This window comes from Rhizobium sullae, from assembly GCF_025200715.1.
Classification (GTDB): domain Bacteria; phylum Pseudomonadota; class Alphaproteobacteria; order Rhizobiales; family Rhizobiaceae; genus Rhizobium; species Rhizobium sullae.
Map to the genome: position 1 here is coordinate 331,471 of NZ_CP104144.1, position 22,330 is coordinate 353,800.

At 62.6% G+C, this 22,330-nt stretch carries 22 protein-coding genes and 2 pseudogenes; 13 read left to right on the forward strand and 11 right to left on the reverse strand.

Translation table 11 applies throughout. The annotated features are described in order from the left end of the window. Nucleotide 1 precedes the first annotated feature (1 nt). Nucleotides 2–874: an amino acid ABC transporter permease gene (locus N2599_RS22215; RefSeq protein ID WP_027512870.1), complete on the reverse strand. Its 873-nt coding sequence runs from the start codon at nucleotides 872–874 to the stop codon at nucleotides 2–4. After that, a complete protein-coding gene (gene argH, locus N2599_RS22220) occupies nucleotides 871–2,331 on the reverse strand; it encodes an argininosuccinate lyase (RefSeq protein WP_027512869.1) in 1,461 nt (486 codons plus the stop codon). The genes N2599_RS22215 and argH overlap by 4 nt, the downstream gene beginning before the upstream one ends. Before the next feature lie 181 nt (nucleotides 2,332–2,512). On the opposite strand from argH, the gene N2599_RS22225 reads away from it, so the two are divergent. Continuing rightward, a complete protein-coding gene (locus N2599_RS22225) occupies nucleotides 2,513–3,385 on the forward strand; it encodes a LysR family transcriptional regulator (protein WP_198521664.1) in 873 nt (290 codons plus the stop codon). A gap of 10 nt (nucleotides 3,386–3,395) precedes the next feature. On the opposite strand, the gene N2599_RS22230 is transcribed toward N2599_RS22225, so the two are convergent. After that, entirely contained in the window at nucleotides 3,396–3,869 is a 474-nt protein-coding gene (locus tag N2599_RS22230; protein WP_027512867.1) for a GNAT family N-acetyltransferase, read from the reverse strand. 463 nt (nucleotides 3,870–4,332) lie between these two features. Between N2599_RS22230 and N2599_RS22235 the strand changes: the two genes are divergently transcribed. Next, entirely contained in the window at nucleotides 4,333–5,256 is a 924-nt protein-coding gene (locus N2599_RS22235) for an ArdC family protein (protein ID WP_027512866.1), read from the forward strand. Nucleotides 5,257–5,271: 15 nt separating this feature from the next. On the opposite strand, the gene N2599_RS22240 is transcribed toward N2599_RS22235, so the two are convergent. Together N2599_RS22240 and N2599_RS22245 are read right to left on the reverse strand one after the other, a co-directional pair. Beyond that, nucleotides 5,272–6,120: a nucleoside phosphorylase gene (locus tag N2599_RS22240; protein WP_051336783.1), complete on the reverse strand. Its 849-nt coding sequence runs from the start codon at nucleotides 6,118–6,120 to the stop codon at nucleotides 5,272–5,274. A 26-nt stretch (nucleotides 6,121–6,146) separates the two neighbouring features. Then, nucleotides 6,147–6,815: an ArsR/SmtB family transcription factor gene (locus tag N2599_RS22245; RefSeq protein WP_027512864.1), complete on the reverse strand. Its 669-nt coding sequence runs from the start codon at nucleotides 6,813–6,815 to the stop codon at nucleotides 6,147–6,149. Between the two features lie 70 nt (nucleotides 6,816–6,885). Between N2599_RS22245 and N2599_RS22250 the strand changes: the two genes are divergently transcribed. The 10 genes and pseudogenes from N2599_RS22250 (at nucleotide 6,886) to N2599_RS22300 (ending at nucleotide 14,428) form a co-directional block, all read left to right on the forward strand. Next, nucleotides 6,886–7,623: an MBL fold metallo-hydrolase gene (locus N2599_RS22250; RefSeq protein WP_027512863.1), complete on the forward strand. Its 738-nt coding sequence runs from the start codon at nucleotides 6,886–6,888 to the stop codon at nucleotides 7,621–7,623. Between the two features lies 1 nt (nucleotide 7,624). After that, nucleotides 7,625–8,926 carry an MFS transporter gene (locus tag N2599_RS22255; RefSeq protein ID WP_051336781.1) on the forward strand — a complete coding sequence of 434 codons (1,302 nt, stop codon included), beginning with the start codon at nucleotides 7,625–7,627 and terminating at the stop codon, nucleotides 8,924–8,926. Nucleotides 8,927–8,950: 24 nt separating this feature from the next. Continuing rightward, nucleotides 8,951–9,316, forward strand: a complete 366-nt coding sequence (locus N2599_RS22260; RefSeq protein WP_027512862.1) for an SHOCT domain-containing protein — start codon at nucleotides 8,951–8,953, stop codon at nucleotides 9,314–9,316. A 77-nt stretch (nucleotides 9,317–9,393) separates the two neighbouring features. Further along, nucleotides 9,394–9,747 (forward strand): DsrE/DsrF/TusD sulfur relay family protein, encoded by a 354-nt coding sequence (locus tag N2599_RS22265; RefSeq protein ID WP_027512861.1) that lies wholly within the window; start codon nucleotides 9,394–9,396, stop codon nucleotides 9,745–9,747. A gap of 4 nt (nucleotides 9,748–9,751) precedes the next feature. Next, entirely contained in the window at nucleotides 9,752–10,885 is a 1,134-nt protein-coding gene (locus N2599_RS22270; RefSeq protein WP_027512860.1) for a cysteine desulfurase family protein, read from the forward strand. Between the two features lie 164 nt (nucleotides 10,886–11,049). Then, a pseudogene (locus tag N2599_RS22275) lies at nucleotides 11,050–11,260 on the forward strand (zincin-like metallopeptidase domain-containing protein); the annotation flags it as partial. Between the two features lie 525 nt (nucleotides 11,261–11,785). Beyond that, nucleotides 11,786–12,841 (forward strand): Fic family protein, encoded by a 1,056-nt coding sequence (locus N2599_RS22285; RefSeq protein WP_027512858.1) that lies wholly within the window; start codon nucleotides 11,786–11,788, stop codon nucleotides 12,839–12,841. A gap of 348 nt (nucleotides 12,842–13,189) precedes the next feature. Next, a complete protein-coding gene (locus N2599_RS22290) occupies nucleotides 13,190–13,501 on the forward strand; it encodes a DUF736 domain-containing protein (protein WP_027512857.1) in 312 nt (103 codons plus the stop codon). Nucleotides 13,502–13,800: 299 nt separating this feature from the next. Continuing rightward, on the forward strand, nucleotides 13,801–13,962 hold the full coding sequence (locus N2599_RS22295; RefSeq protein ID WP_167333941.1) for a hypothetical protein: 162 nt from the start codon (nucleotides 13,801–13,803) through the stop codon (nucleotides 13,960–13,962). Between the two features lie 292 nt (nucleotides 13,963–14,254). Next, nucleotides 14,255–14,428, forward strand: a complete 174-nt coding sequence (locus tag N2599_RS22300) for a hypothetical protein (protein ID WP_167333942.1) — start codon at nucleotides 14,255–14,257, stop codon at nucleotides 14,426–14,428. 64 nt (nucleotides 14,429–14,492) lie between these two features. On the opposite strand, the pseudogene N2599_RS22305 reads toward N2599_RS22300, so the two are convergent. Beyond that, nucleotides 14,493–14,660: pseudogene (locus N2599_RS22305) on the reverse strand (WGR domain-containing protein); the annotation flags it as partial. A 788-nt stretch (nucleotides 14,661–15,448) separates the two neighbouring features. Here N2599_RS22305 and N2599_RS22315 point away from each other — a divergent pair. Continuing rightward, nucleotides 15,449–15,994, forward strand: a complete 546-nt coding sequence (locus tag N2599_RS22315; RefSeq protein WP_027512855.1) for a hypothetical protein — start codon at nucleotides 15,449–15,451, stop codon at nucleotides 15,992–15,994. An 84-nt stretch (nucleotides 15,995–16,078) separates the two neighbouring features. Here N2599_RS22315 and N2599_RS22320 read toward each other — a convergent pair whose 3' ends face one another. The 5 genes from N2599_RS22320 to N2599_RS22340 are packed head-to-tail and all read right to left on the reverse strand — an operon-like array spanning nucleotide 16,079 to nucleotide 22,315. Further along, nucleotides 16,079–17,767 carry an ABC transporter permease subunit gene (locus N2599_RS22320; protein ID WP_027512854.1) on the reverse strand — a complete coding sequence of 563 codons (1,689 nt, stop codon included), beginning with the start codon at nucleotides 17,765–17,767 and terminating at the stop codon, nucleotides 16,079–16,081. Beyond that, the gene (locus N2599_RS22325) at nucleotides 17,764–18,813 is read right to left on the reverse strand and encodes an ABC transporter substrate-binding protein (RefSeq protein ID WP_027512853.1); all 1,050 of its coding nucleotides are present in this window, start codon (nucleotides 18,811–18,813) and stop codon (nucleotides 17,764–17,766) included. The genes N2599_RS22320 and N2599_RS22325 overlap by 4 nt, the downstream gene beginning before the upstream one ends. A 33-nt stretch (nucleotides 18,814–18,846) precedes the next feature. Next, on the reverse strand, nucleotides 18,847–19,875 hold the full coding sequence (locus N2599_RS22330; RefSeq protein ID WP_027512852.1) for an ABC transporter ATP-binding protein: 1,029 nt from the start codon (nucleotides 19,873–19,875) through the stop codon (nucleotides 18,847–18,849). Further along, nucleotides 19,876–21,486: a CocE/NonD family hydrolase gene (locus N2599_RS22335; RefSeq protein ID WP_051336780.1), complete on the reverse strand. Its 1,611-nt coding sequence runs from the start codon at nucleotides 21,484–21,486 to the stop codon at nucleotides 19,876–19,878. Between the two features lie 7 nt (nucleotides 21,487–21,493). Further along, nucleotides 21,494–22,315, reverse strand: coding sequence for a creatininase family protein (locus N2599_RS22340; RefSeq protein ID WP_027512850.1), 822 nt, complete (start codon nucleotides 22,313–22,315; stop codon nucleotides 21,494–21,496). Nucleotides 22,316–22,330: the final 15 nt, after the last annotated feature.

Sequence of the window (22,330 nt, forward strand, 5' to 3'; positions counted from 1 at the left end):
CTCACATCGAAGCGCTGACGGCTTTGCTGCCGCGACCGAAATATTGCTCGATATAATGCTGGACGATCGAGAGGACGGATACGACGGCGAGATACCAGAAGCTGGCGACCAGTAGCAGTTCGAGCACGCGGGTATTCGCGAAATAGATGATTTGTGCGTTGTGCAGGATTTCCGAATACTGGATGACGCTGGCAAGGGAGGTGAGCTTGACCATGCCGATCACCTCGTTGCCGATCGGTGGAACCATGACGCGCATGGCCTGCGGCAGGACGATGCGGCGCAGCATCTTCATCTGCGTCATCCCGATCGAACGGGCCGCTTCGTACTGGCCGCTATCTACCGACAGAAGGCCGCTGCGCACCACTTCCGACGTATAGGCTCCCTGGGAAATGCCAAGCCCCAGCATTGCGGCGACGAAGGGCGTCATGACGTCAACGGTGCGAAACTCGAATAGGCCGGGAATGCCCATGGTTGGGAAGATCAGCGCCAGGTTGAACCAGATCATCAGCTGGAGCAGAGCCGGCGCGCCACGGAAGATCCAGACATAGCCTACCGCGATGGACGACAGGACCGGATTGCCGGAGACGCGCATGATGGCGATGACGACGCCCAGGATGATACCGAGCGTCATGGCCGCAACGGTCATGACCAGCGTGCTCTTCAAGCCATCCAGAATGGCGGGCGCGAAGAGGAAATCGCGGACGTAGCTCCACTCGATCTGGCCGACGCTGAACGCGCGCACGATGGCGGCCAGCACCAGAAGCACGGCCGCCGCCGCGATCATGCGCCCGATATGCCGCTTCGCAACCAGCGTCAGGTGTGCGATTTCGTATTTTTGATCCAGCGTGCTGGGTGATGTTTCGGCTGTGCTCATCGCGCGCCTCGCGTCTGTTGAGGCGCGGCCGCGGTTTCCGGCAGAAGCAGTTCGCCGGCCGCGAAGGTTGCCTTGGCTTCCAGCGCCGTGTTGAAGCGCTCGATCTGCTCCCGCACTCGTATCGGCGACGTCGAGCCGTAACCGGTGCGGCTGGCAAGCGCACCCTCAATCGTGATGGCGTCGAGCACGCCGCGTGTCAGACGGGCATCGATGTGGGGCAGGTCGTCTTCGGTGAGGCCGGCCAGATCGTGTCCGCGTTCCTCGCAGTAGCGGACCACTGCCCCGGTGATCTCGTGAGCCTGGGCGAAGGGTACGCCCTGCGACACGAGCCAGTCGGCAACCTCCGTTGCGAGCGTGAAGCCCTTGGGGGCCTCATCGCGCAGCTTGGCGACATCGAATTCCAGCGTCTCCACCATTCCGGCGAAGGCGGGCAGGATGAGTTCGAGAATGTCGATGCTCTCGAACAGGGCACGCTTGTCTTCTGCGAGATCGCGGTTGTAGGCGAGCGGCATGGCCTTCATCGTTGCCAGGAAACCGGCGACGTTGCCGATCAGCGTGCCGCTCATACCGCGCGTCAGCTCGGCAATGTCGGGGTTCTTCTTCTGCGGCATGATGGAGGAGCCGGTGGAATAGGAATCGTGCAGCTTCACCCAGCTGAACTGCTTGGAGGCCCAAATGCAGATTTCCTCGGCGATGCGTGAAAGGCTGACGGTCGCCAGCGAGCAGATGAAGAGGAATTCGGCGACATGATCGCGAGCCGATACGGCGTCGATCGAGTTTTCGCAGGCTGCCGAATAGCCGAGTTCCAGCGCCGAGAGATCGGGGCGGCAGGCAATGCCGGAGCCTGCAAGTGCTGCAGCGCCGAGAGGCGAGCGGTCGAAGCGCCGGTTGAAATCCTCGAAACGCTCCAGATCACGCAACAGGCTTTGGGCATGCGCCATCAGGTGATGGCCGAGTACGATGGGCTGGGCCGGCTGAAGATGGGTAAAGCCCGGCATCACCGTTTCGGTGTGTCTGGAAGCCTGGGAGGCGAGGGCCTTTTCGACCGAGATGATCCCGCGGGAGAGTTCGCGGGCCATGCGCCGCAGGTAGAGGCGGGTATTGTTTGAGGTCTGGTCGTTGCGCGAACGGCCGGCCCGCAACTTCCCTCCGAGTGTACCGAGCCGCTGCATCAACAATCGCTCGATGAAGGTGTGGATGTCCTCATCGGACGCGATGGGCTGTTCCCGCCCATCGGCGATGTCGATTTCGATCTGGTCGAGTGCGCCTCGGATGGTTGCAAACTCCGTCTCGTTGAGCACGCCGGCGCGCTTGAGTTCGGAGGCGTGCGCCCGGCAACCGGCCAGGTCTTCGCGATACACCCGGAAATAGGATGGATGAGCGCGGGAGAGATTTGCAAGCGCTTCGGAAGGGCCGGACTTGAAGCGTCCACCCCAGAGCTGTGTCGGCTCCGACATGATTGTTCCTTTTTTGTCAAAAATTTAGGCAAATTTCACATGTGGTCGTAATTGGGGCAAGCGAAGTTAATTCCTTGACCTATGAAGAAAACGACTAGCCAGTTGTAGGCTCGGCGCTTAGTCTGGATTCGACTAAACCGCATGCGAGGCCAGGGTGTCAGGTCGTAAGCAGTTTCCATCGATGACAGCATTGCAGGTGCTGCTGGCGGTCGCCGAGCGAGGATCGACGAGCGCGGCGGCCGAGCCCTTGGCGCTATCGCAAAGCGCTGTCAGCAAGCAGTTGATCGGACTTGAGGAGATGATTGGCGGCCCGGCATTCTCACGAACGCCGAACGGCATGGTTTCGACCGAACTTGGGGCCATCTACATCGAGCACGCGCGCACGGCCATCAAGGCCATGGAAGATGCGGCCCTGAAGGTTGCGCGCCTCAAGCCTGGCCCTCGCGTTCTTCGTCTTCAGGTGCCTCCGATCTTCGGCGATCGCTGGCTGCTGCCACGTTTTGTGCAGTTCACGGAGGCTCATCCTGAAATCGAAGTGCAGTTCACGACCTTTGTATCGAAGACGCAGACCGAAGTGCCCGACGGGATGGTTCGCTTCGTCGTCACTCCGGTGGACGATGAGGAAGGTGAATATCTGTTCGGCCGCGACATTCGTCTGGTGAGCGCGCCCTCCTATTGGGAGAAGCTTGGCGAGTCGGCCTCGATTGACGCGGCGTCGAGGGGCGTGATGCTCGAGCATCCGCAGACCCCGTTTCACTGGTCGTTCTTTGCGGAGTTCAATGGAAAGCGCGGGCTTGAGGTTCGCCATACGATGCGCTTCGGTTACTACACGATGGTCATACGTGCAGCGCTCGCGGGTCAGGGCATGGCGTTGATTCCGCACGGATTGATCGCCGAGGACCTAGCGGCGGGCCGTCTCGTCAATCCGGGAGGGTTTGGTTACCGAAGCGATTACGGCTATTGGTTCACCAGACCCCACAACCTTCCTACCAGCCAGTCCATGCTTCTGTTCAAGCAATGGATCTATGCTGAATCGAGGGCGGTGCAGGATTAGGGTCAGGATCCTAGGACGTCAATCGCTTAAGCCCGTCTGCATCGAGCCGGTAGAAGAGCTTGTCCGGCTTTCGCTGTCCTCCCAGGCCGTCGTAGAATTCCAGAAGACGTTCGTCGTTCGCGTCGGCGGTCCAGTCGATGCGCGATAGATCGCGCTGCAGGGCCAGTTCCGCCAGATAGGCCAGCAGCGCGCGCCCAACGCCCCGACCCCGGAAGGAACGACGCACGTAAAGCTCTTTCAGGAAAAGGCCGGGCTGAAGGTAGGGACCGGGATATATCGCGCTGTATGCGGCAAAGCCTATGACCAGAGAGTTCTCCATCGCGACGATGATTTCCGCGCCTTCGGGTCTGTTCTTCAGTCCCTTCAGGATCTCCTCGAGCGAGGGGCACGGCACCAGATAATGACCCTGCATCTCCTGAAAGACTTCGGCTAGCCCGGTGAGCAGCATCGGCTCAGCGTCCGCTGATTTGATGAGAAATGTCATTCATGGCTCCTTGGCAAGTCCAATCTTTTCGAGATCGATTCGAGCATCGGATCATACAAGGGGGCGGAATCCAAGATACCGGTCCAGACGAAGCGCCCGAGTGTTGGCGGCCGCCCAGCACATCCAGGTGCTGACGTTGCAGGTCGCCGAGCGGGATGCCGTCATTGAGGGTCTGCAGCAGGAGCTGGCCCGATCTGGTAACGCCCGGGTTGTCCCCCTGAAGCGGTCGCCACGAGACGACGGCGGCTGAGAGCGGCACATCATCCGGGCCGTTCCGGGCGCCGATCATGGTCGGCACCTCCTTCAACTCGCCCGTCGAGGCAGGGCTCGGGTGTGGCAGACGCTGCCAGCCCGTCAACCCTGTTCCGCACCAGCACCGAGAACAGGGTGTGACGGGCCGGCCTCCCGCGTCTGCCCCTGCCGCCTCGCCCTCGACGGAGAGGGCGAGCTGAAGGAGGCACCCATGACCACAGATCGCAACCGCGAGACCCCGACCGATATCTACGAGCGCGTCACCAGCCAGATCATCGCCGCCATCGAAGCCGGCGCCGACGACTACCGCATGCCCTGGCACCACGACGGATCGGCCATCACCACGCCCGTCAACGTCGCCTCAAGCAAGGCTTATCGCGGCGTCAACATCCTCTCGCTCTGGGCTGCGGCGCACGCGGCCGGCTATCCCGCCGGCATCTGGGGCACCTACCGCCAATGGCAGGCGCTCGGAGCCCAGGTTCGCAAGGGCGGACGCGGCCACCTTGTCGTGTTCTGGAAGACCACCGATCGTGACGCGGCGGATGCCCAACACGGCGACGAGGATCGAGACGAGCCCGCCCGGCGTCTGTTCGCCCGCGGCTACACCGTGTTCAACTGCGCCCAGGTCGACGGCTACACGCCGCCCGAGATGCTGGTGCTGCCCGAGGCCGAGCGGATCGAGCGGGCCGAACGGTTCTGCGACGCCCTTGGTATCGACATCCGTCACGGCGGATCAAAGGCCTACTACCGCCCATCTACCGATCACGTGCAGATGCCGGAGTTTGCCTGCTTCCGCGACGCGCTCGCGTACTACGCCGTGCTGCTCCATGAATGCGGCCACGCTTCCGGCGCCAAGCATCGCCTCGGCCGCGATCTTTCCGGACGGTTCGGTTCATCCGCCTACGCCATGGAGGAATGCACGGTCGAGCTCTTGAGCGCGATGATCTGCGCCGATCTAAGCCTCAGCGTCGAACCACGACCCGACCATGCCCGCTACATCGCCTCCTGGCTCGAGGTGCTGCGTTCCGACAAGCGGGCCATCTTCACCGCCGCGAGCAAGGCGCAGCAGATCGCCGACTGGATGCACGCGCAGCAGAGCGAAGCTCGGAGGAACGAGGTCCGGGGCGCCGCATAGGCGCCCCGCAGCTGCTCATTTCTCGGCGGCGATGGCAGCGCCCGACCAGGCCCGTGCCGTCGCCGCGACGACGGCAAGAGTTGCCGTGGTTCCTTCCGCCTCGCCTTTTTCAAAGTCGCCTTCAGTCTGGGCCATGGCGTTCGTTACATGCGCAAAGCAGATGACCGACCGGTTCATCGCGGTTGCAAACGCATACAGGGCGGCTGCCTCCATCTCCACAGCGAGTGCGCCCCGCTCCCGTGCGGACGCGATCGCAATCGCGGTTTCGCGATAAGGCGCATCCGTCGTCCAGGTCGCACCGCGATGGACAGTGACGCCAGAAAGCCCCGACAGAGCCCTCTCGACGTGAGCGAGAAGCCCTGCGTCGGGGGCTTCGGCGAAGGCCGCCGGCGGAAGATAATGGTAGCTCGTGCCTTCGTCGCGCAGCGCACGATCGATCAGGACGAAGTATGGTGTCGGCCCAATATCGGCTATCTGACCGGCAGACGTGACGCTGATCAGCAGGTTACCGCCGGACGCGAAGAGCTGCTCGGCTACGAGCACGGCAAAGGAGGCCCCTACCGCGCACCCGACGATCCCGATCTCGCCGATACCGTCGATCTCAAAGATTATTAGCTCGGTGTGATAACAGGCCCAACCCTCGTGAACCCGCCCCACACCCTTCCGGTTGAGGTGCCGCACCACATCGCCGTCCGGGTCGAGCACGCAGATTGCGGGGATGCTGACGAGCGGTAGACGCTTCTGGCGCCGCGCTTCGCGTAAAAGAGCCTCCGGCCGGAATACAGATGGAGCAAGGTAGTCTTTGCCGGTCAGGATCGGCCACACCGCATCGCTGGGGTGTTCGTCGTCTATTTTCTCTTCCATGAGACTTGCCGGATCCGATTTCAAAATCATGCGGCGGTTTCGACAGGCAGGCCGGCGGCCTTCCATTCGGGATAGCCGTCCTCAAGACGATGAACGCGATAGCCCCGCTCCCGCAAGGCGGCGACCGCCTCGAACGACAGGACGCAATAAGGACCGCGGCAATAGGCGACGATTTCCCGGTCCGCAGAAAGCTCGGCCAACCGGCGCTCGAGCTCGGCAAGCGGGATATTGAGCGCCCCGGGGAGATGTCCGAGCGCGAACTCGTCCTCCGGTCGAACATCAAGAACCGTGACAAGGCCATCCTGCAGCCTTGAGACCAACTCCTCCCGCGACACTGGCTCCAACGCGTCGCGAGCGCGGAAGTAGTCGGTCATAACGCGATTGACCTCGGCCACATTGCGCGCTCCCACGCGACCGAGCGCCTGCATCAGCGCCACAACCTCGACATCGCCAGCGAGACGATAGAGCACATGCTTGCCGCGGCGCTCGGTCTCGACCAGGCGCGCACGCCGAAGGATCTGCAGATGACGCGACGTGTTGGCAAAGGTCAGGCTGGAGCGGGCGGAAAGTTCCTCGACGCTGCGTTCGCCTTGAGCGAGGTGCTCCAGCAGCTCGAGCCGGTGCGCATGACCGAGCGCTTGAGCCACCTCTGCGAGACTATTGTAGATCGCTTGTTTCGGTCCGGTGCTTGACATGGGTCCTCTTCAGTGGAACATTCAGCGGAATGATTGAATGTTAACGCTTCGAGACAAGGAGTGCAAGCCCATGATCCTCCGCCAGTTCCTTCACAAGGATCCCGTCGGCATCTCCTACCTCTTCGGCTGCGGCGGCAAGGCAGCAGGAGCTGTCGTCGATCCGGTCGGTGAGATCGAGCCCTATCTGCGCGCGGCCGAAGACGCCGGCATGCGCATTCACTTCGTCATCGATACCCACGTCCATGCCGACCATATCTCCACGGGGCCGCAGCTCGCCGAGGCGTCCGGCGCCGAATACGTCCTTGCAGCGCACGCCGACGTCTCCTTTCCATTCAGAGGAGTGCGCGACGGTGATCTCCTCCCCCTTGGCAACGTCACCGCAACCGTGATGCACACACCCGGCCACACGCCCGAGCACATCTGTCTCCTCGTGAGCGACCACACGCGGGCTGAGGAGCCATGGTTCGTATTCACCGGCCACACCCTCATGGTCGGCGATCTCGGACGCACCGAGCTTGCCGTCAACGCCGAAGAGGGTGCAAAAGACCTGTTCCGGAGTGCGCGCCGGCTCAAGGCGCTTCCCGACTATGTCGAGGTGCTTGCCGGCGCCTATGCCGGCTCCGTCTGCGGCAGGCGCTTGAGCGGCAAACCCGGGTCCACCATCGGCTTCGAGAAGCGTCACAATCAGGCGTTTGGGATCGAAGACGAGGCGGAGTTCATCCACTACATGCTTGCCGAGATCCCGCCGGCGCCGCCAGAAGCCACACGGACCAGGGCTGCCAACTCCGGCCATATGGTGGCGGTCTGACATGACGGACGCAGCTCTAAACCCGCAACCTGCCGGCCCAGCTGTGAAGCTGGGGCTCAAGGAGAACTGGCCGCAATTCGCATTGCTCATTGTGATCAACGCCTTCGTCGGCGGCATGGTAGGGATAGAGCGCACGGTGATGCCGCTGATCGGTTCGGAGGAATTCCATCTTTCGTCGACGACCCTCATCGTCTCCTTCATCATCAGCTTCGGCGTGGTCAAGGCCTTCGCCAATCTCGTATCGGGCCAACTCGCCGACGCCTGGGGACGCAAGCGCGTTCTGGTGCTCGGCTGGCTCATCGGCTTGCCAGTCCCGTTCATCATCATCTGGGCACCAAGCTGGGAATGGGTGATTGCGGCCAACGCCCTTCTCGGCATCAACCAGGGGCTTGCCTGGTCGATGACCGTGATCATGAAGATCGATCTCGTCGGACCGAAGTCGCGCGGCCTTGCCGTCGGCCTCAACGAGTTCGCGGGCTACCTCGCCGTCGGTGTTACGGCGTTCCTCACCGGCTATCTCGCCTCGCAATACGGACTGCGGCCAGTGCCGATCTATCTCGGGATCGGATATGCGTTCCTTGGCGCCGCGCTGTCGATCCTGCTCGTCCGCGATACGCGCGACCATGTCCGGCTGGAGGTCTCGGGCCATGCGCAGCAATCCGCGCCGATCAGTTTCCGCGAGGTGTTCATGCTCACGTCGTTCAAGGATCGCAACCTGTTCGCCGCATCGCAGGCCGGTCTCGTCAACAACCTCAATGACGGCATGAGCTGGGGTATCTTTCCCCTGTTCTTCGCTTCCTTCGGCCTCGGTGTCGAGCGCATCGGCATCCTGAAGGCAATCTATCCAGCCACCTGGGGCATCCTGCAGATCGCCACCGGCCCATTGAGCGATCGATGGGGGCGAAAGGGATTGATCGTCGCCGGCATGTGGGTGCAGGCCGTGGGCCTGTTCCTGACTGCGATGACACGCCAGTTCGAATGGTGGCTCCTCGGCAGCCTGCTTCTCGGCCTCGGCACAGCCATGGTCTATCCGAGCCTGATTGCCGCCGTGTCGGATGCCTCGCATCCGACCTGGCGTGCCCGTTCGCTCAGCGTCTATCGGTTCTGGCGAGATCTCGGCTACGCGATCGGCGCGCTCTCTGCAGGGCTCATCGCCGATCGCTTCGGACTTTCGGCAGCGATCGCGTCAATCGCCGCCTTGACCTTTGTCTCTGGCGTCATTGTTGCAGTGCTCATGCACGAGCGTGCGGCGAGCGCCCTTGATCTTGCGCAAGCATCCAAGCCGATCAGCGAAGTAGAATGATGTCGGTCAGGAATGGAGGAACCGATGCGGAAAGTTCTGGTCAAAGCAATTGCCGCGGCGAGCGCGGCGCAGGTCCTCATGCCGAGCGCAGCCTGGGCGCAGGCGCCGTCAGACGCCGAACGGTACGCATGGGGTCCGCACATGATGTGGTGGGGCGGAGGCTGGTACGCCATGATATTCGGTCCGTTGTTCATGATCCTTTTTCTCGCGGTGCTGATCGCCGCCGTGGTCGTTCTCGTTCGCTGGCTGGGCGGGCCATGGCCGGGGACATTGCCGCCGCATCACGCCCCACCGGGTCGCACGCCGCTCGACATTCTCAAGGAGCGCTTTGCCCGCGGCGAGATCGACAAGGAAGAGTTTGAGGAACGGCGCCGCATACTCGGCGAATAAGCGGATTCGATCGACAGATACGAGGCGCGAAAGTCGCTCCATGCCTGAAGGTCGGATCTTGTGAAGGAAGGACATCGATGCAAATTCTGCTGATCTTGAACGATCCGCCCTATGGCACCGAACGCTGCTACAATGGCTTGCGCCTTGCACTCGCTCTCATCAAGAGCGAACCAGCGACGGTCGTGAGAGTGTTCCTCATGGCTGATGCAGTCGTGGCGGCGAAAGCCGGCCAGAAGACGCCCGACGGCTACTACAATGTCGAGCGCATGCTGAAGGGTGTGATTGCCGGAAAGGGAGAGATCCTGTTGTGCGGCACGTGCATGGATGCGCGCGGCCTGACCGACGCTGACATCATGGCCGGCGCGAGGCGCAGTACGATGAACGAACTGGCAGCCGCCACGGCTGCCGCCGATAAAGTGCTGGTGTTCTGATCCGATGACCCCGATCTATCTCGACTACAACGCCAGCACGCCGATCGATCCGACGGTGGCCGCGGCAATGCGACCGTTCCTCGATGAAGCCTTTGGCAATCCATCCAGCGGCCATTGGGCGAGCATGCCAGCAAAGGCTGCTTTGGATCATGCTCGCGGCCAGGTCGCCACGCTGCTCGGCGCCGCGGCCGACGAGATCGTGTTCACGAGCGGCGGCAGCGAGGCCAACAACCTGGCCATCAAGGGCACGTTCTTCGCGCTCCGGCACAAGGGCGAGCACATCATCACCACCGCTATCGAGCATCCCGCTGTCCTGGCGCCCTGCCGGTTTCTCGAGCGGCTTGGCGCGACGGTGACCTACCTGCCTGTGGATCGGACCGGCAGGGTCGATCCCGAAGGCGTGCGGCGCGCAATCACGCCACACACCATCCTGATCAGCGTTATGCATGCCAACAACGAGGTCGGCACGATCCAGCCGATCGAGGAGATCGGCGCCATCGCCCGCGAGCACGGCATCCGGTTTCATACCGACGCTGCGCAATCGGTTGGCAAAATTCCGACCATGGTCGATGCGCTCAGTGTCGATCTGCTCACGATCGCCGGCCATAAGCTCTACGCGCCGAAAGGTGTCGGCGCGCTCTATGTCCGGCGTGGGGTCGAACTGGAGCCGCTGATCCATGGCGCCAGCCATGAGCAGGGTCGGCGCGCCGGCACCGAGAGCGCCCTGCTCGCCGTCGGTCTTGGCGCGGCCTGCGCCCTGGCGCAGGACCTCGCGCCGATGGAACGTATCCGGGCCCCCCGCGATCGCTTCTGGCGCACCCTGCAGGATCACGTCGGCGATCGCGTCGTGTTGAATGGCCATGTCGAGCATCGTTTGCCCAATACCCTGAACGTCTCGTTCGTCGGTATGGTCGGGGCCGACGTGCTCGCCGGGCTCGACGGGGTTGCGGCATCGACCGGGTCGGCCTGCCATTCGGGCCGCGTCGAGCTTTCGCCCGTGCTCGCCGCCATGGGCGTGCCGGAGAGGATCGGTATGGGTGCTGTGCGCTTCAGCCTCGGCAGGGCAACAACCGAGGCTGAAATCGACGCCGTTATCGATCGACTAGGGGCTATCTTAGTCCCCTCCACCAGCACCTGATCCACGCCGAATGAACGGTCCCAACAGGCGTTTGCTGCAGAACAATTTCCGCACCCGACGGCGGCCGATCTGTCTCACGCCCACCTGATGGCCGAGAACGGCGGAAACTTCGGCATTTCAGAAGTAAAAAACCGACTGAGACAGCTTGACTGTTCAGATAACCAGCTGAGCTCGGAAGCTGCTTCCTTTGCGCTGATCTCGGGATCGCGCCGGAACTGGAGCCACGGCCGGACCATGTCTTACCTCGGCTCGTGGCTGAAGGTTATCTCCGACGACAGGCGGGCGATTTTTCAGGCGGCGGCCCATTCCCAGCGTGCTGTCAACTTCCTACACGCTCTCCAGCCTATTCAGGCCGACGAGAGAGCGGCGGCGTAGGAGTCGTCAAAGTCGGTCGTGTCACCCGCATCGGCCGACCGGCCTTCCGGCTCTCTCTCTCCGCGAGGGCATGCGGATCGGACGTGAGGCCGAGCTTCCCCCAGATCGATGGTTTCCGATCGGTAGCTTTCGGCTTCCGGGATTGCTTGATTTCGACGATAAACGGCTTTGTCTGCTGACGCATAGATCCTCCAGGCGACGAATCGCGGTCCGACAATATCGCGTTGATGACAGGAGGCAACTGCCCGGGCGCCCGAGTTTGTCGCGTTCAAAGCGGACGCCTGACTCAGAGACAGGGCAAAGGCTCGCGGCTGCGATGTTCCGGCACGGTAACGCTCCGACGACGGCCTGCCGCTGATCTGGTCGCGCCCCAACCGCGACTGAGGTCCTCCAGGCTCCGCCCATCGGGCGGAGCCTCTGCCGCTGAGGCTTTTCCCGTCGTTTTCCCTTATTGGGTGAAAATGGATGGAAAAATGGAGTCCGTTGTGCCATATCCCATTTGGATGGAAACGGATGGGATAATGGATGACAGCCCTTGATCTCGCCAAATTGCGCATCTCGCCGGAGATCCTGTCGTTGATCGCCGAGATTGACGAATTTAAGGGTGCGTGGCGAGCGCTCGGTCGGATCGCGCCGGATCGGCTGTCCAGCCTGAGGCGGGTCGCGACGATCGAAAGCATCGGCTCGTCGACGCGTATCGAAGGCGCAAAACTGAGCGACCGCGAAGTCGAGAGGTTACTCTCGAACCTCCGCATCGGCTCGTTCACCAGCCGCGACGAACAGGAGGTCGCAGGCTATGCCGAGGTGATGGAAACAATCTTCTCCGCCTTCGACGCGATCCCGCTTGACGAAAATCACATCCGCCAACTCCATCGGGATCTGCTGGCTCACTCGACTAAAGATGAGCGGCACAGGGGAAATTGGAAAACCCTTGCCAACAATGTCGAAGCCTTCGACGAAGATGGACGAAGCCTGGGCGTCGTCTTCGCGACAGCTTGCCCCTTCGATACGCCGCGTCGAATGTCGGAGCTGGTGGCGTGGCACCAGGCCCAGGAGAAGGATGGCACCTTCCACCCTCTGCTCATTGTCGCTGTCTTCGTTGTGGTCTTTCTGGAAATTCACCCTTTCCAGGATGGCAATGGCCGCTTGTCGCGAGCCTTGACCACTCTGCTCCTCCTTCGGGCGGGTTACTCCTACGTGCCGTACAGCTCTCTGGAAAGCGTTATCGAGCAGAACAAGGAAGCCTATTACCTCGCGCTTCGTCGAACGCAAGGCACAATCCGGACAGACCAACAGGACTGGAATCCGTGGGTCGAGTTTTTCCTCCGGAGCCTGCAGCGCCAAAAGCAGCGGCTCGAGCGCAAGATCGAGCGTGAACGCATCCTGCTGGGCGACCTGCCGGAGTTGTCGGTCGCAATCCTCGAACTGGCGCGTGAGCGTGGGCGCGTTACGGTGATGGACGCGGCCACGGCCACAGGCGCAAGCCGCAACACCGTCAAGGATCATCTTCGGGCGTTGACCGAGCAGGGGCATCTGACTCTTCATGGAGCGGGTCGTGGGACCTGGTACGGCCTGAACTAAGGCCGGAGTGATTGGTCTGCAGATGCACCGAGATCGGCGCTATGGCCCAACTGTGCGCGGCCATTGCCACGTCCCTTTCCGGTTGTTAGGGGCGCTCCATCCGCGGGCTCGATGAGGCATGTCTGATCGGAGACCGGCTTCGCCTCGATCGTCCTCCCGCAACGGCCCTCCGCAACTTTCTTCCCCTGAGCGCTGCGCGCCCATTCCTCGCGGTCCAAGAAAGCTGCTCCCGGCCGCCCTCCACTTCGTTTCGGCCCCTCCGGGGTGCGGTCCGATCGTCACCGATCCTTGCGACAGCCATCGAGGCCGCGAAGGGCGCGGCCCGAAACAACCGAAAGGAATTTGGACATGGCTACCATCGGCACCTTCACCGCAAACGAAAGCGGCTTCACCGGCTCAATCCGCACCCTCGCACTCAACGTCAAGGCCCGCATCGCCCGCGTCGACAACCCCTCCGACAAGGGTCCGCACTTCCGCATCTACGCCGGCAACGTTGAGCTGGGCGCGGCCTGGCAGAAGCGCTCCAACGAGAGCGACCGCGACTACCTCTCGGTCAAGCTGGACGACCTGAGCTTCCCGGCCCCGATCTACGCAACGCTCACCGAGGTCGAAGGCGAGGACGGTTACCAGCTGATCTGGTCCCGCCCCAATCGGGATTGAGATCCGGCCAAGGGCCCCGCCGCTTGAGGCGGGGCCAACAGGCCACTTTGAGAAAGCAGGCAACGGGCGTCGAGCCCGTTTCCAGCTTTTTGGGTGCCATACGGGGAGTTGGGTCTGCTCATATCGAGCCAATCGTGCCGTGGAGCCGGGCCAGCCTCAAGGACGAGCGGTTCCTCCAAAATGCTGGCGCATTTCGGCTCCCCCACTCACGGCCGCTGGCGGTCGCATGCGCGATCCTTGACCCTGACCCACCGCCACGCCGGCGGGCGTCATCTTTCTCAAACATCAAGGAGATGACGATGATCGAACAACAAATCGAAGAACTGCGCGCCGAGCTGAACGCCTGCATTGAGCCCGCCGAGCGCCGCGAGATCGAGGCCGAGCTCGAAATTGCCCAGGCCGAGCTGATCGTGATGCTGGCCGAAAAGGACGGTTCCATCGAGGCCGAGCCGCCCTTCTGAGGGCGGCATATCACCAGCGCTGGGGACCGCCGCCATTCACAACACTGAGGGGAGCGATCCGCTGCAATTCTCCTTTCGATCTCCTGTTATCGACATCGGGGATGCTGCATCCCGTCCGTCGCGCCGCAACCTGCCGGCGCCAGAATTTTCCCCGCCGTGTTGCGCTCCTCGCGCGCCAAAATTTTGTCGCCGGCAGGTCCTCCACTCTCGTTTCGGCCTTTCAGGTGCGCCCCTCCTTGTCCGTCATGCGGCCTATCCCCGCGATATCCGCATTTCGAAAGGAAAGAATACCGTGCGACAGCTCGCTCAATTCCTCACCGCCACCGGCCGTCGGCTCCGCGTCCTCGGCAAGGTGATCAGTCACTTCTTCCGCAAGGGGAAACTCGGTCTCAATCTCGCAATCAAGATTCCGTTCTTCGTCGAGATCGAGGCGTCGTTCGAGACCGACTGGAACCGGCGCGAATGACGCGCCACCAGGGCCGCCTCGGCGGCGCCTCCTCGTGAACCTGAGAGACGCAAGGCAATCGCGGTCAGCTTTGCAAATACCAGAGGGTCGTTGGTGGCCGATAGCCCCGAGAACGTTTTTGTTTCACCAAGTCGAGGAACAGTCGAACCGCTTCCTCCTCGCGTTCGAAAACATGCTGCTTCTCCTGACCACGCTTACCAATCCGTCCCCATCGCCGTGTCAGGCAGGTGTCGTTTGGCACTTAATTGTAAGAATGCGGCCGTTCCGGCGAGCTACGGCACTTAACGTGAGATTCTTTAAAGCGATTTTCGGCGCTTAACGCCTTCAGATGGGGCAGTAACCTTTTGTGATATTTGCGATTTGCTGATGAAGACCCGCCGAAGACAGTCAATTTATTCACAACGGCGGTTCTCACATTCAGTGCCGAAATCCAAACCGAAATCTCACATTAACTGCCTCGTCTCAAATTAAGTGCCGCGCTATCATATTGAAACTATTGAAGTGAGAGTCTTACGATTAGCTGCAAAACGACAGCCGTCGACGACCTCCACAAAATTGATGTCTGTCGGCGTATGGTCGATTTGGCAGACATCGAGTGGATGCGGCGCATGAATATAGCCTGGCCGGGGCTTCAGCCGCAGCAGGTGCTTTGGATTGGCCGATCGTTTCCTGGCGATCTCCTCAGGCGTGAACAACGCCGGAAGCCGCCGGGCGATGGTGAGGTAAGACGGCGGCATAAGACCGCCTCTTCACAGCGAGCCTGGATTTCGGCCACGACCGGAGCAAGTGGCGGCGCCTCCAGCGTCAGCCATTTCTCGCGTAGCGTCGCGCTCAAGATTTCCTCGATCCTGGCGTCAAGCCGTTTCTGGCGTGTTTTCGCGGCGCGAGGCAGTAAGGCTGTTACCGTCCGGTCGGCACGATAGCGTGCGACGAGGTTGTAAACCTGGCGCGTGGACAAGTGCAGCGCTGCGGCAGTCCGAGCGATGGCCGGCTGGTCGTGGGCCGGAACCATCGAGAACTTTGTCCAGCTCAGCGGCAAGGGCAGCCGTCGACGTTCAGGCCTATCTCGACGATCAAAAGAAACTCCTCGCGGCGCAGACCTCGGATCCAACGGTGGTGTCTGCTGTGCGCAATTTCGCCCTCGCTTTGAAGGGTGTCGCAGGTGACCGGCTTATCGGTATGCGCGATGCGTATGCCAAGCCTACGAATGACGGTAAGCCGGCCATCGAACGTCCTAAGGGCGGCGGCAGCACCTATGACCGCATGCACGAGCAGTATTACGCTGGTTTCGTTTCAACGATGAAGCCTCAGGGTCTGGCCGACATCTGCCTCATCGATGAGGTTGGCCGAGTGCTTTACTCCGCTACCAGGGGTGAAGACTACGCGGTCAATCTCAATGAGGGTAAATGGGCGCACGCGGCGTTGTCTAAGATGACAAAGTCGCTGAGCGAAGAGCCAGAGCCTCAGGTCATGATCAGCGACATTGTCGCTTATCCGCAAACTGGTCCGTCACTCTTCATATCCGGCAGACGGGTAGAACCGCAGCCCGATCAGTGTCCAACCTAAGAGGCGCAGTCCATTAGCGATCGGATAAACCGTTGCTGCACCGATCCCCGGGGATCACCTTAGCATCTTTTTATTCGGGCAGTCCTATCTGGCATAGAGGCGATCGAGACGCACAACCTTGCCCACCACGGTCAGCGCGATCACCGTAAATAGGATCAACACCGCAGAAATCGCATGGGCGGTCGGCTCCAGGCTGAAGGTCGATTCCGCATAGATCCTGACCGGCAGCGTGGTGAGGCGGGCGGTCGTCAGGAAGCTCGTCACCGTCACCTCGCCGAAGCTCAGCAGGAAGCCGATGATGCCCGCCGCGAACAGACCCGGCGCGAGGCCCGGCATGATCACCACGAAGAAACGTGTCACGGGACTTGCGCCGAGGCTTGCCGCCGCTTCTTCCTGTGCTCGGTCGAGAGCCATGACGGAGGTCGTCAACAGCGTGATGGCAAAGGGTAGGATGACGATCACGTGGATCGCGACCAAGCCCAGGAACGGTGGGATGACGAGATAGAGCTGCAGCAGCCGCAGCATGCCGACGCCGATCGCCACATGCGGCAGCGACATCGGAAGCAGCCAGAACGCGAGCAGCGCCGACCTGCCCTTGAACGGAAACCGGCCGAGCGCAAAGGCCGCCGGCAAGGCCAGAACGATCGCGACGAGCATCGAGGTCAGGGCGAGTTGTACCGAGACCCAGAAAGCGTCCGCATAGGTGCCGGCGAAGAAGACCTGCTGGTACCATTTGAGCGTGAAGCCCCGGAAGCCGGCGGCAGTCGCCTGTGGCACGTCGTTGACGCTCTGGATGCAGACGAGCACGAGCGGCAGGAGGAGAAGCAGCAGGGCGGCGGCGAGCAACAGCTTGGAGACGATCGGACTGAGGATATCGATCACCGGCACGATCCAGCGCGGAATGCTGATCGGCTGGCTCGGCCTGCTTTTCAGCCAGGGCATCATGCGGTTGAGCGCGAGCGTGCACAGCGCCGCAAAGATCAGTCCCGTCACCGTCATGATGATGGCCAGCGCGGAGGCGAGCGGCGCGTTGAGGTTCTTGATCGCCTCCTGCAGCACGAGCATCCCGGTCGTCCAGACCTTCTTGCCGCCGAGCAGGGTTGCCGAGACGTAGGCCGTCGAGGCCATGAGGAAGACGATGACCGCGCCCGAACGCAGGCCGGGGAGCGAAAGCGGCAGGTCGACGGTCAGGAAACGCACGGCAGGAGACGCACCGAGGCTTTCCGCAGCCTCATGGACGCGCGGCGAGGTGTTCTGCAGGTTGTCGTAGAGCGCGAGCACCATGAACGGCAGGAAGACCTGCGCCAGCGCGACGGCGACCGCGCCATGGGTGAACAGCATGTTCCTTGCCGCCGGGACGCCGACGAGGGCGGTCACAGAGTTGATCAGGCCCTCCGGCGCCAGCAGCAGGATGATGCCGAGCGACCGCACGACTACGTTGGTGAGCAGCGGGATGAGGATCACCGAGAACGCGACGGCGCGATACTTCACCGGCATGCGCGCCAGCCAATGGGCCAGCGGATAACCGAGCAGCGCGGTCAGCACGGTCACGCCGAGCCCGAGGAGCACGGTCTCGGAGACGACGCCGTAATAGAAACCGTCGGATACTATGTCGGTATATTGCGTCAGCGACGGCGGGATGAAGATTGGGCCGAAGGGGTCGGGATACTCGTGCAGGGAAAGCACGAGCACCACGAACATCGGCGCCGCGAAGGAAAGCAGCAGCCACAGGGTGACCGGCGCGGCGAGCGCCGGTCCTATCCAACGGTTCATCCGGCGATCTCCCGGTCGTAGCGGGCCTGCCATTTCGCGCGGTTGGCGTTGATGTAATCCCAGTCGAAATCGACGAGCTGGCTGACCTGGCTTTCACCGACGACGAGCTTCTTCTTCAGGTCGTCCGGAAGGGTGACGTTGTTGACCGTCGGCGAATAGTAGATCTCGCGGGCATAGGCGAGCATGCAGGGCTCGGAAAGGTGCAGGTTGATCCACTCCTCGGCAAGCTTCTGGTTCTTCGTGCCGACGGTGATGCAAGCGACGTTCATCGCAAGCGCCTGGCCTTCGGACGGAGCGGCGATCGCGATGTTCGGGTTGCGGCTTTCCACGTAGGACTGAGTGAAGCTGCCGAACTCGACGGAAAGGTCGGCGAGCTTCTGGTCGAACATTTCGAAGAGCTGCGCCTGGCTCGCCTGGATGGCGGCGAAGGGCTTCAGCTGCTTCACCTTGTCGACGACCATGTCGAAGTCCTTCTCGGTGCCGCCGAAGGCGCGGGCGGTCATCATCAGGGCCGAGATGCCTTCGGCGCCGAGGCCGTCCGGCCAGGCGATGCGGCCCTTCCATTCCGGGTTCCACATGTCCTTCCACGAGGTGATGGGCTTGGAGGCCTTGGTCTTGTCGTAGACGATGGTGCAGGGGTTGAAGGCGACGCCATAGCCGCCCTTTCGCGCACTCGGATAAAGCGCCTCGAAATTCTTGACCGCTGCGGTCGGCTCCTGGGTCACGCCATCCTTCACCGCCTGGCGGCTTTCGAAGATATTCAGGTAGAGAACGTCGAAGCTTGGGCGGCCGCGCTCGGCATAGGCGCGGGCACGGCGGTCGCCGGTGCCGCCGAGAACGTAGCTGATCTTGCAGCCGTATTTCTCCACCAGCGGTTTTTCGACATATTCCTTGACGATGCGCTCCTGCGCGCCGCCCCAGATGCCGACGACCAGCTCGTCGCCCTTCTTGGGCTCCTGTGCGGCGGCGGGGCGCATGATGTGGAACGGTGCGGCAAGGCCAGCACCGACGATCAGTTTGTTGAATTTGCGACGCGAAATAGTCATCTGAGGTTCCCCTTGTTCGTTTAGATGCCCTGGTTAGATGAATGTGGCGCCACCCGGCTGTGTCTGGATGCTGCACGACGTCCCGACGGGCGGCGGCGGCATATCCGAAGGCACGATGAGGCGGATCGTGCCGCATGCGGATTGAATGTCGGCTTCGTAGGTGTCCCCGAGGAAGGCCGCGTTGACGAGCGTGCCGGAGACGTGAAGCGGCCCAGGTTCGTCGGAAAGTCTGAGGCGGGAGGCGCGCAGCACAAGACGCGTCGCGCCTTCCGGCGCACCGTCGCAGGTCAGTCCCGGCGCGGCGAAGCGCCCGGCTTCCGTGCGGCCCTTGATCACGGTGCGGGCGCCGAGGAAGGAGGCGGTGAAGGCGGATTTCGGCCGGTCGCAGAGGCTGACGGGCGATCCGATCTCCATCAGCAGCCCCTTGCTCATGACCGCGACGCGGTCGGACATGGCGAGCGCTTCCTGCTGGTCATGCGTCACGAAGACGGTGGTGATGCCGAGCCGCTGCTGCAGCGAGCGGATTTCGCTGCGCATGTCGGCGCGCAGGTGTGCGTCGAGATTGGAGAGTGGCTCGTCGAGCAGAAGCACGTCTGGCTCGATCACCAGCGCGCGGGCCAGCGCCACGCGCTGCTGCTGGCCGCCCGAAAGCTGGCCGGGATAGCGGTCGTAATAGGCGCCAAGACCGACCGTATCGAGTGCGGCGGCGGCCTTCTCGCGGCATTCCGCCTTGCCGGCATGGCGCATGCGCAGGCCGAAGCCGACATTGTCGAGCGCCGTCAGGTGCGGAAAGAGCGCGTAGGACTGGAAGACCACGCCGATATTGCGGGTATGCACGGGACGGCGGCTGATATCCTCGCCGCCAAGGATGATGCGCCCGCTGCTCGGGCGGATGAAGCCCGCGATCATTCGGAGCGTCGTCGTCTTGCCGCAGCCCGAGGGGCCGAGCAGCGAGAGCAGTTCGCCCTTGGCGGCCTCGATCGTCAGGCCGCTGACGGCGACGGAATCGCCGTAGATGGCCGTCGCGTTGTCGAGGGTGAGGTAGTGCTTATTCGACGTCATCTAAACCTTGGGCATGATCAGGCGGGAACGGGCAGTTCCGCCGTGGTGAATGGAAATCGGGATAGGCCGCTTCGCCATGTCCGGCACGGAGGCGAAGGGACCGTTGCCGGGATGGACTTCGAAGGCCGGCGAGCCGGCTCCCTGCAGCGAAAGCCGCAACGCATGGCGCGCCGGAACGGTCAGGCATACTGGCCGCAGCGAAATCGATGCGGAAGCCTGCTGAGCGCTCTCGATCCGGGCATAACCGGTGGAGACGACCTTCGCTGCGCCGTCCGGCGTGACGAGCGAAAGCGCCGCGCAGAGGTCGCAGCCCGACGATGGCGTACGGATATCGACCTCGACCTTTGCCTCGCCGACGAAGGTCCTGCTGGTTACGAACGGCGCGCTGGTATAGACCGCCACGTCGGCGCGGTTGTCGCTGGCGCTGCGGTCGACAAAACCGGCTGGCGTACCGAGATGGCCGCCGATCAGCGGTGTCGGGCGGAAGGGGTCGTTGACGAAGGTGTCGATGGCTCCGGCCGAGGGTTCGAGGCCGAGACGGCCATCGCTCACGGTAGCGGCTGCAAGGCCGGACGAGGATAGAAAGAAGGTCTCGTCCGAGATATCCGGAAGCGACGGGAGGTTCTGCCAGGTCCGGCTGCCCATGTCGAACAGCCGCATGGCCACGGGCCGCTCGCCTCTGCCCTTGAGGTAGAAATCGAAGAACTCGACCTGCGCTCGATCGACCGAAAACTCCGCGGCCGGTCCCATGTCGGTGCCGCCGCTCATGCGGTTCCAGGGGACATGCGCCCATGGCCCGATGACGAGGTGGGACGTTTCGGGGTTTTGGGCGCGGAAGGCCGCGTCTGCGGCCCAGGTGCCCTGCAGCAAGAAGTCCGCCCAGCCGCCGGTATGAAGGGCCGGAATGTCGAGAGGATCGTACTTGAGCAGGGTCCCGGGAGAAACGGCATCCCAATAGGCCGCGTCATCCTCGATCCATTTGCACAGGTGCGAAAGGCCGGGCCTTTCCACGAGGCAGTCGCGCAGCGCGGCATCGCCCATGGCGCCGAGTGCCGCGTAGGTGGCGGCATCGCCGCTGCGGGCAGCCTCCAGCTTGACCATCTGCGCCGCCCAACTGACATTCACCCCGAAGCGGAACGCGTTGCCTTCATAGGCCCAGTCGTCGCGCGGCATCCACGAGCCCATGGACGGAGCGATCGCATCCGGCCGGTGGCTACCTTTGCCAGCGAGCGCAAGATATTGCGTCATCGCCTGGTAACTGAAACCGTAGAGGCCGAGCTTGCCGTTGCTGCCCGGCAGGTTGGCGGCCCATTCCAGCGTCTGGGCGCCATCCTCGGCTTCATGGATGAAGGCCTCGAAATCGCCGCCGGACTCGCCGCAGCCGCGCACGTCCTGCACGACGACGACGTAGCCTTGCGACGCATACCAGGACGGATGTGCCAGAACCACGGTGGAGGCGATGGCCCGCCCATAGGGCTGGCGCATCAGGAGTACCGGATAGAGGTCTTCGTTCGCTGGCCGATAGATGTCCGCCACCAGGACGGTGCCGTCGCGCAACACGAGTTCGGCCCTTGTCGGTCCGATCACGTCATGGGGCGTCCGGTGGTGCATCACGTCGTCAGCTCCTGTACATCGTCTTGTCGGTGATGCGGTCGAGCGGGAATTCGAGAACCTCGTTGATGAGCTTCAAGAGGTTGCGGGCGCTGCGCTCCACGTGTTCGCGGCCGCGTTCGGCGTCAGCGGCGGCGGCATTGCCACAAGCGCCGGAAGGTTGCACGTCCTGCGTCTGCCATCCGTAGCCGATCCGTCCTTCCGGCATCAGCAGGCCGCCCGCATTCTCAAGCTCCACGGAGACCGGCACGAAATCGTCGGCATACTGCATGTCGATCAGGTCGCGATGCAGATGCAGCATGACGCTGGTTTCCGCCTCACCACCATGAATGCCGTGTTTCAGTTCGTGGGCACTGTAGAGATCGGAGAAATCCGCGCCGGCGCTCGCCCAAGCGCTGACGGCAAACATGCCTAGCTTGACGCGGAGTTCCCGGCAGACGATCTCCATCACCTGCGGCTGGCCGCCGTGGGAGTTAACGAAGATGATCTTGCGGCAGCCGGCCCGGTTGACGCTTTCGCCGAGCTCGAACCACATCTTCGCTAATGTCTCGTAGGTGAAGGTAAGCGTGCCCGGAAAGGCGGTGTGCTCGACCGACTTGCCGACCGGCATCATCGGCAGCACGAGGACGGGCAGATCGTCATCCATCAGTTCGACGGTGCGGACGATGGTGCCGGCATTGATCGCTGCGTCGACGCGCACCGGCAGATGGGGACCATGCTGTTCGACGGCGGCGATCGGCAGGATGGCGACGAATTCTTCCATGTCGAACTCGGAAAAATCCTTCGTCGTGTGATCCCACCACCAGTGCGATTTCAGTTTCGTGGTCATGTTCTCTGGTCCCCT

What these genes read in the sequence shown, in the direction of transcription:
- argH (WP_027512869.1), bottom strand. Translation starts at nt 2,331, where the DNA reads ATGTCGGAGCCGACACAGCTCTGGGGTGGACGCTTCAAGTCCGGCCCT.
- N2599_RS22240 (WP_051336783.1), bottom strand. Translation starts at nt 6,120, where the DNA reads ATGGAAGAGAAAATAGACGACGAACACCCCAGCGATGCGGTGTGGCCG.
- N2599_RS22250 (WP_027512863.1), top strand. Translation starts at nt 6,886, where the DNA reads ATGATCCTCCGCCAGTTCCTTCACAAGGATCCCGTCGGCATCTCCTAC.
- N2599_RS22335 (WP_051336780.1), bottom strand. Translation starts at nt 21,486, where the DNA reads ATGCACCACCGGACGCCCCATGACGTGATCGGACCGACAAGGGCCGAA.
- N2599_RS22255 (WP_051336781.1), top strand. Translation starts at nt 7,625, where the DNA reads ATGACGGACGCAGCTCTAAACCCGCAACCTGCCGGCCCAGCTGTGAAG.
- N2599_RS22320 (WP_027512854.1), bottom strand. Translation starts at nt 17,767, where the DNA reads ATGAACCGTTGGATAGGACCGGCGCTCGCCGCGCCGGTCACCCTGTGG.
- N2599_RS22295 (WP_167333941.1), top strand. Translation starts at nt 13,801, where the DNA reads ATGATCGAACAACAAATCGAAGAACTGCGCGCCGAGCTGAACGCCTGC.
- N2599_RS22230 (WP_027512867.1), bottom strand. Translation starts at nt 3,869, where the DNA reads ATGACATTTCTCATCAAATCAGCGGACGCTGAGCCGATGCTGCTCACC.
- N2599_RS22340 (WP_027512850.1), bottom strand. Translation starts at nt 22,315, where the DNA reads ATGACCACGAAACTGAAATCGCACTGGTGGTGGGATCACACGACGAAG.
- N2599_RS22290 (WP_027512857.1), top strand. Translation starts at nt 13,190, where the DNA reads ATGGCTACCATCGGCACCTTCACCGCAAACGAAAGCGGCTTCACCGGC.
- N2599_RS22235 (WP_027512866.1), top strand. Translation starts at nt 4,333, where the DNA reads ATGACCACAGATCGCAACCGCGAGACCCCGACCGATATCTACGAGCGC.
- N2599_RS22270 (WP_027512860.1), top strand. Translation starts at nt 9,752, where the DNA reads ATGACCCCGATCTATCTCGACTACAACGCCAGCACGCCGATCGATCCG.
- N2599_RS22325 (WP_027512853.1), bottom strand. Translation starts at nt 18,813, where the DNA reads ATGACTATTTCGCGTCGCAAATTCAACAAACTGATCGTCGGTGCTGGC.
- N2599_RS22260 (WP_027512862.1), top strand. Translation starts at nt 8,951, where the DNA reads ATGCGGAAAGTTCTGGTCAAAGCAATTGCCGCGGCGAGCGCGGCGCAG.
- N2599_RS22215 (WP_027512870.1), bottom strand. Translation starts at nt 874, where the DNA reads ATGAGCACAGCCGAAACATCACCCAGCACGCTGGATCAAAAATACGAA.
- N2599_RS22285 (WP_027512858.1), top strand. Translation starts at nt 11,786, where the DNA reads ATGACAGCCCTTGATCTCGCCAAATTGCGCATCTCGCCGGAGATCCTG.
- N2599_RS22330 (WP_027512852.1), bottom strand. Translation starts at nt 19,875, where the DNA reads ATGACGTCGAATAAGCACTACCTCACCCTCGACAACGCGACGGCCATC.
- N2599_RS22225 (WP_198521664.1), top strand. Translation starts at nt 2,513, where the DNA reads ATGACAGCATTGCAGGTGCTGCTGGCGGTCGCCGAGCGAGGATCGACG.
- N2599_RS22245 (WP_027512864.1), bottom strand. Translation starts at nt 6,815, where the DNA reads ATGTCAAGCACCGGACCGAAACAAGCGATCTACAATAGTCTCGCAGAG.
- N2599_RS22265 (WP_027512861.1), top strand. Translation starts at nt 9,394, where the DNA reads ATGCAAATTCTGCTGATCTTGAACGATCCGCCCTATGGCACCGAACGC.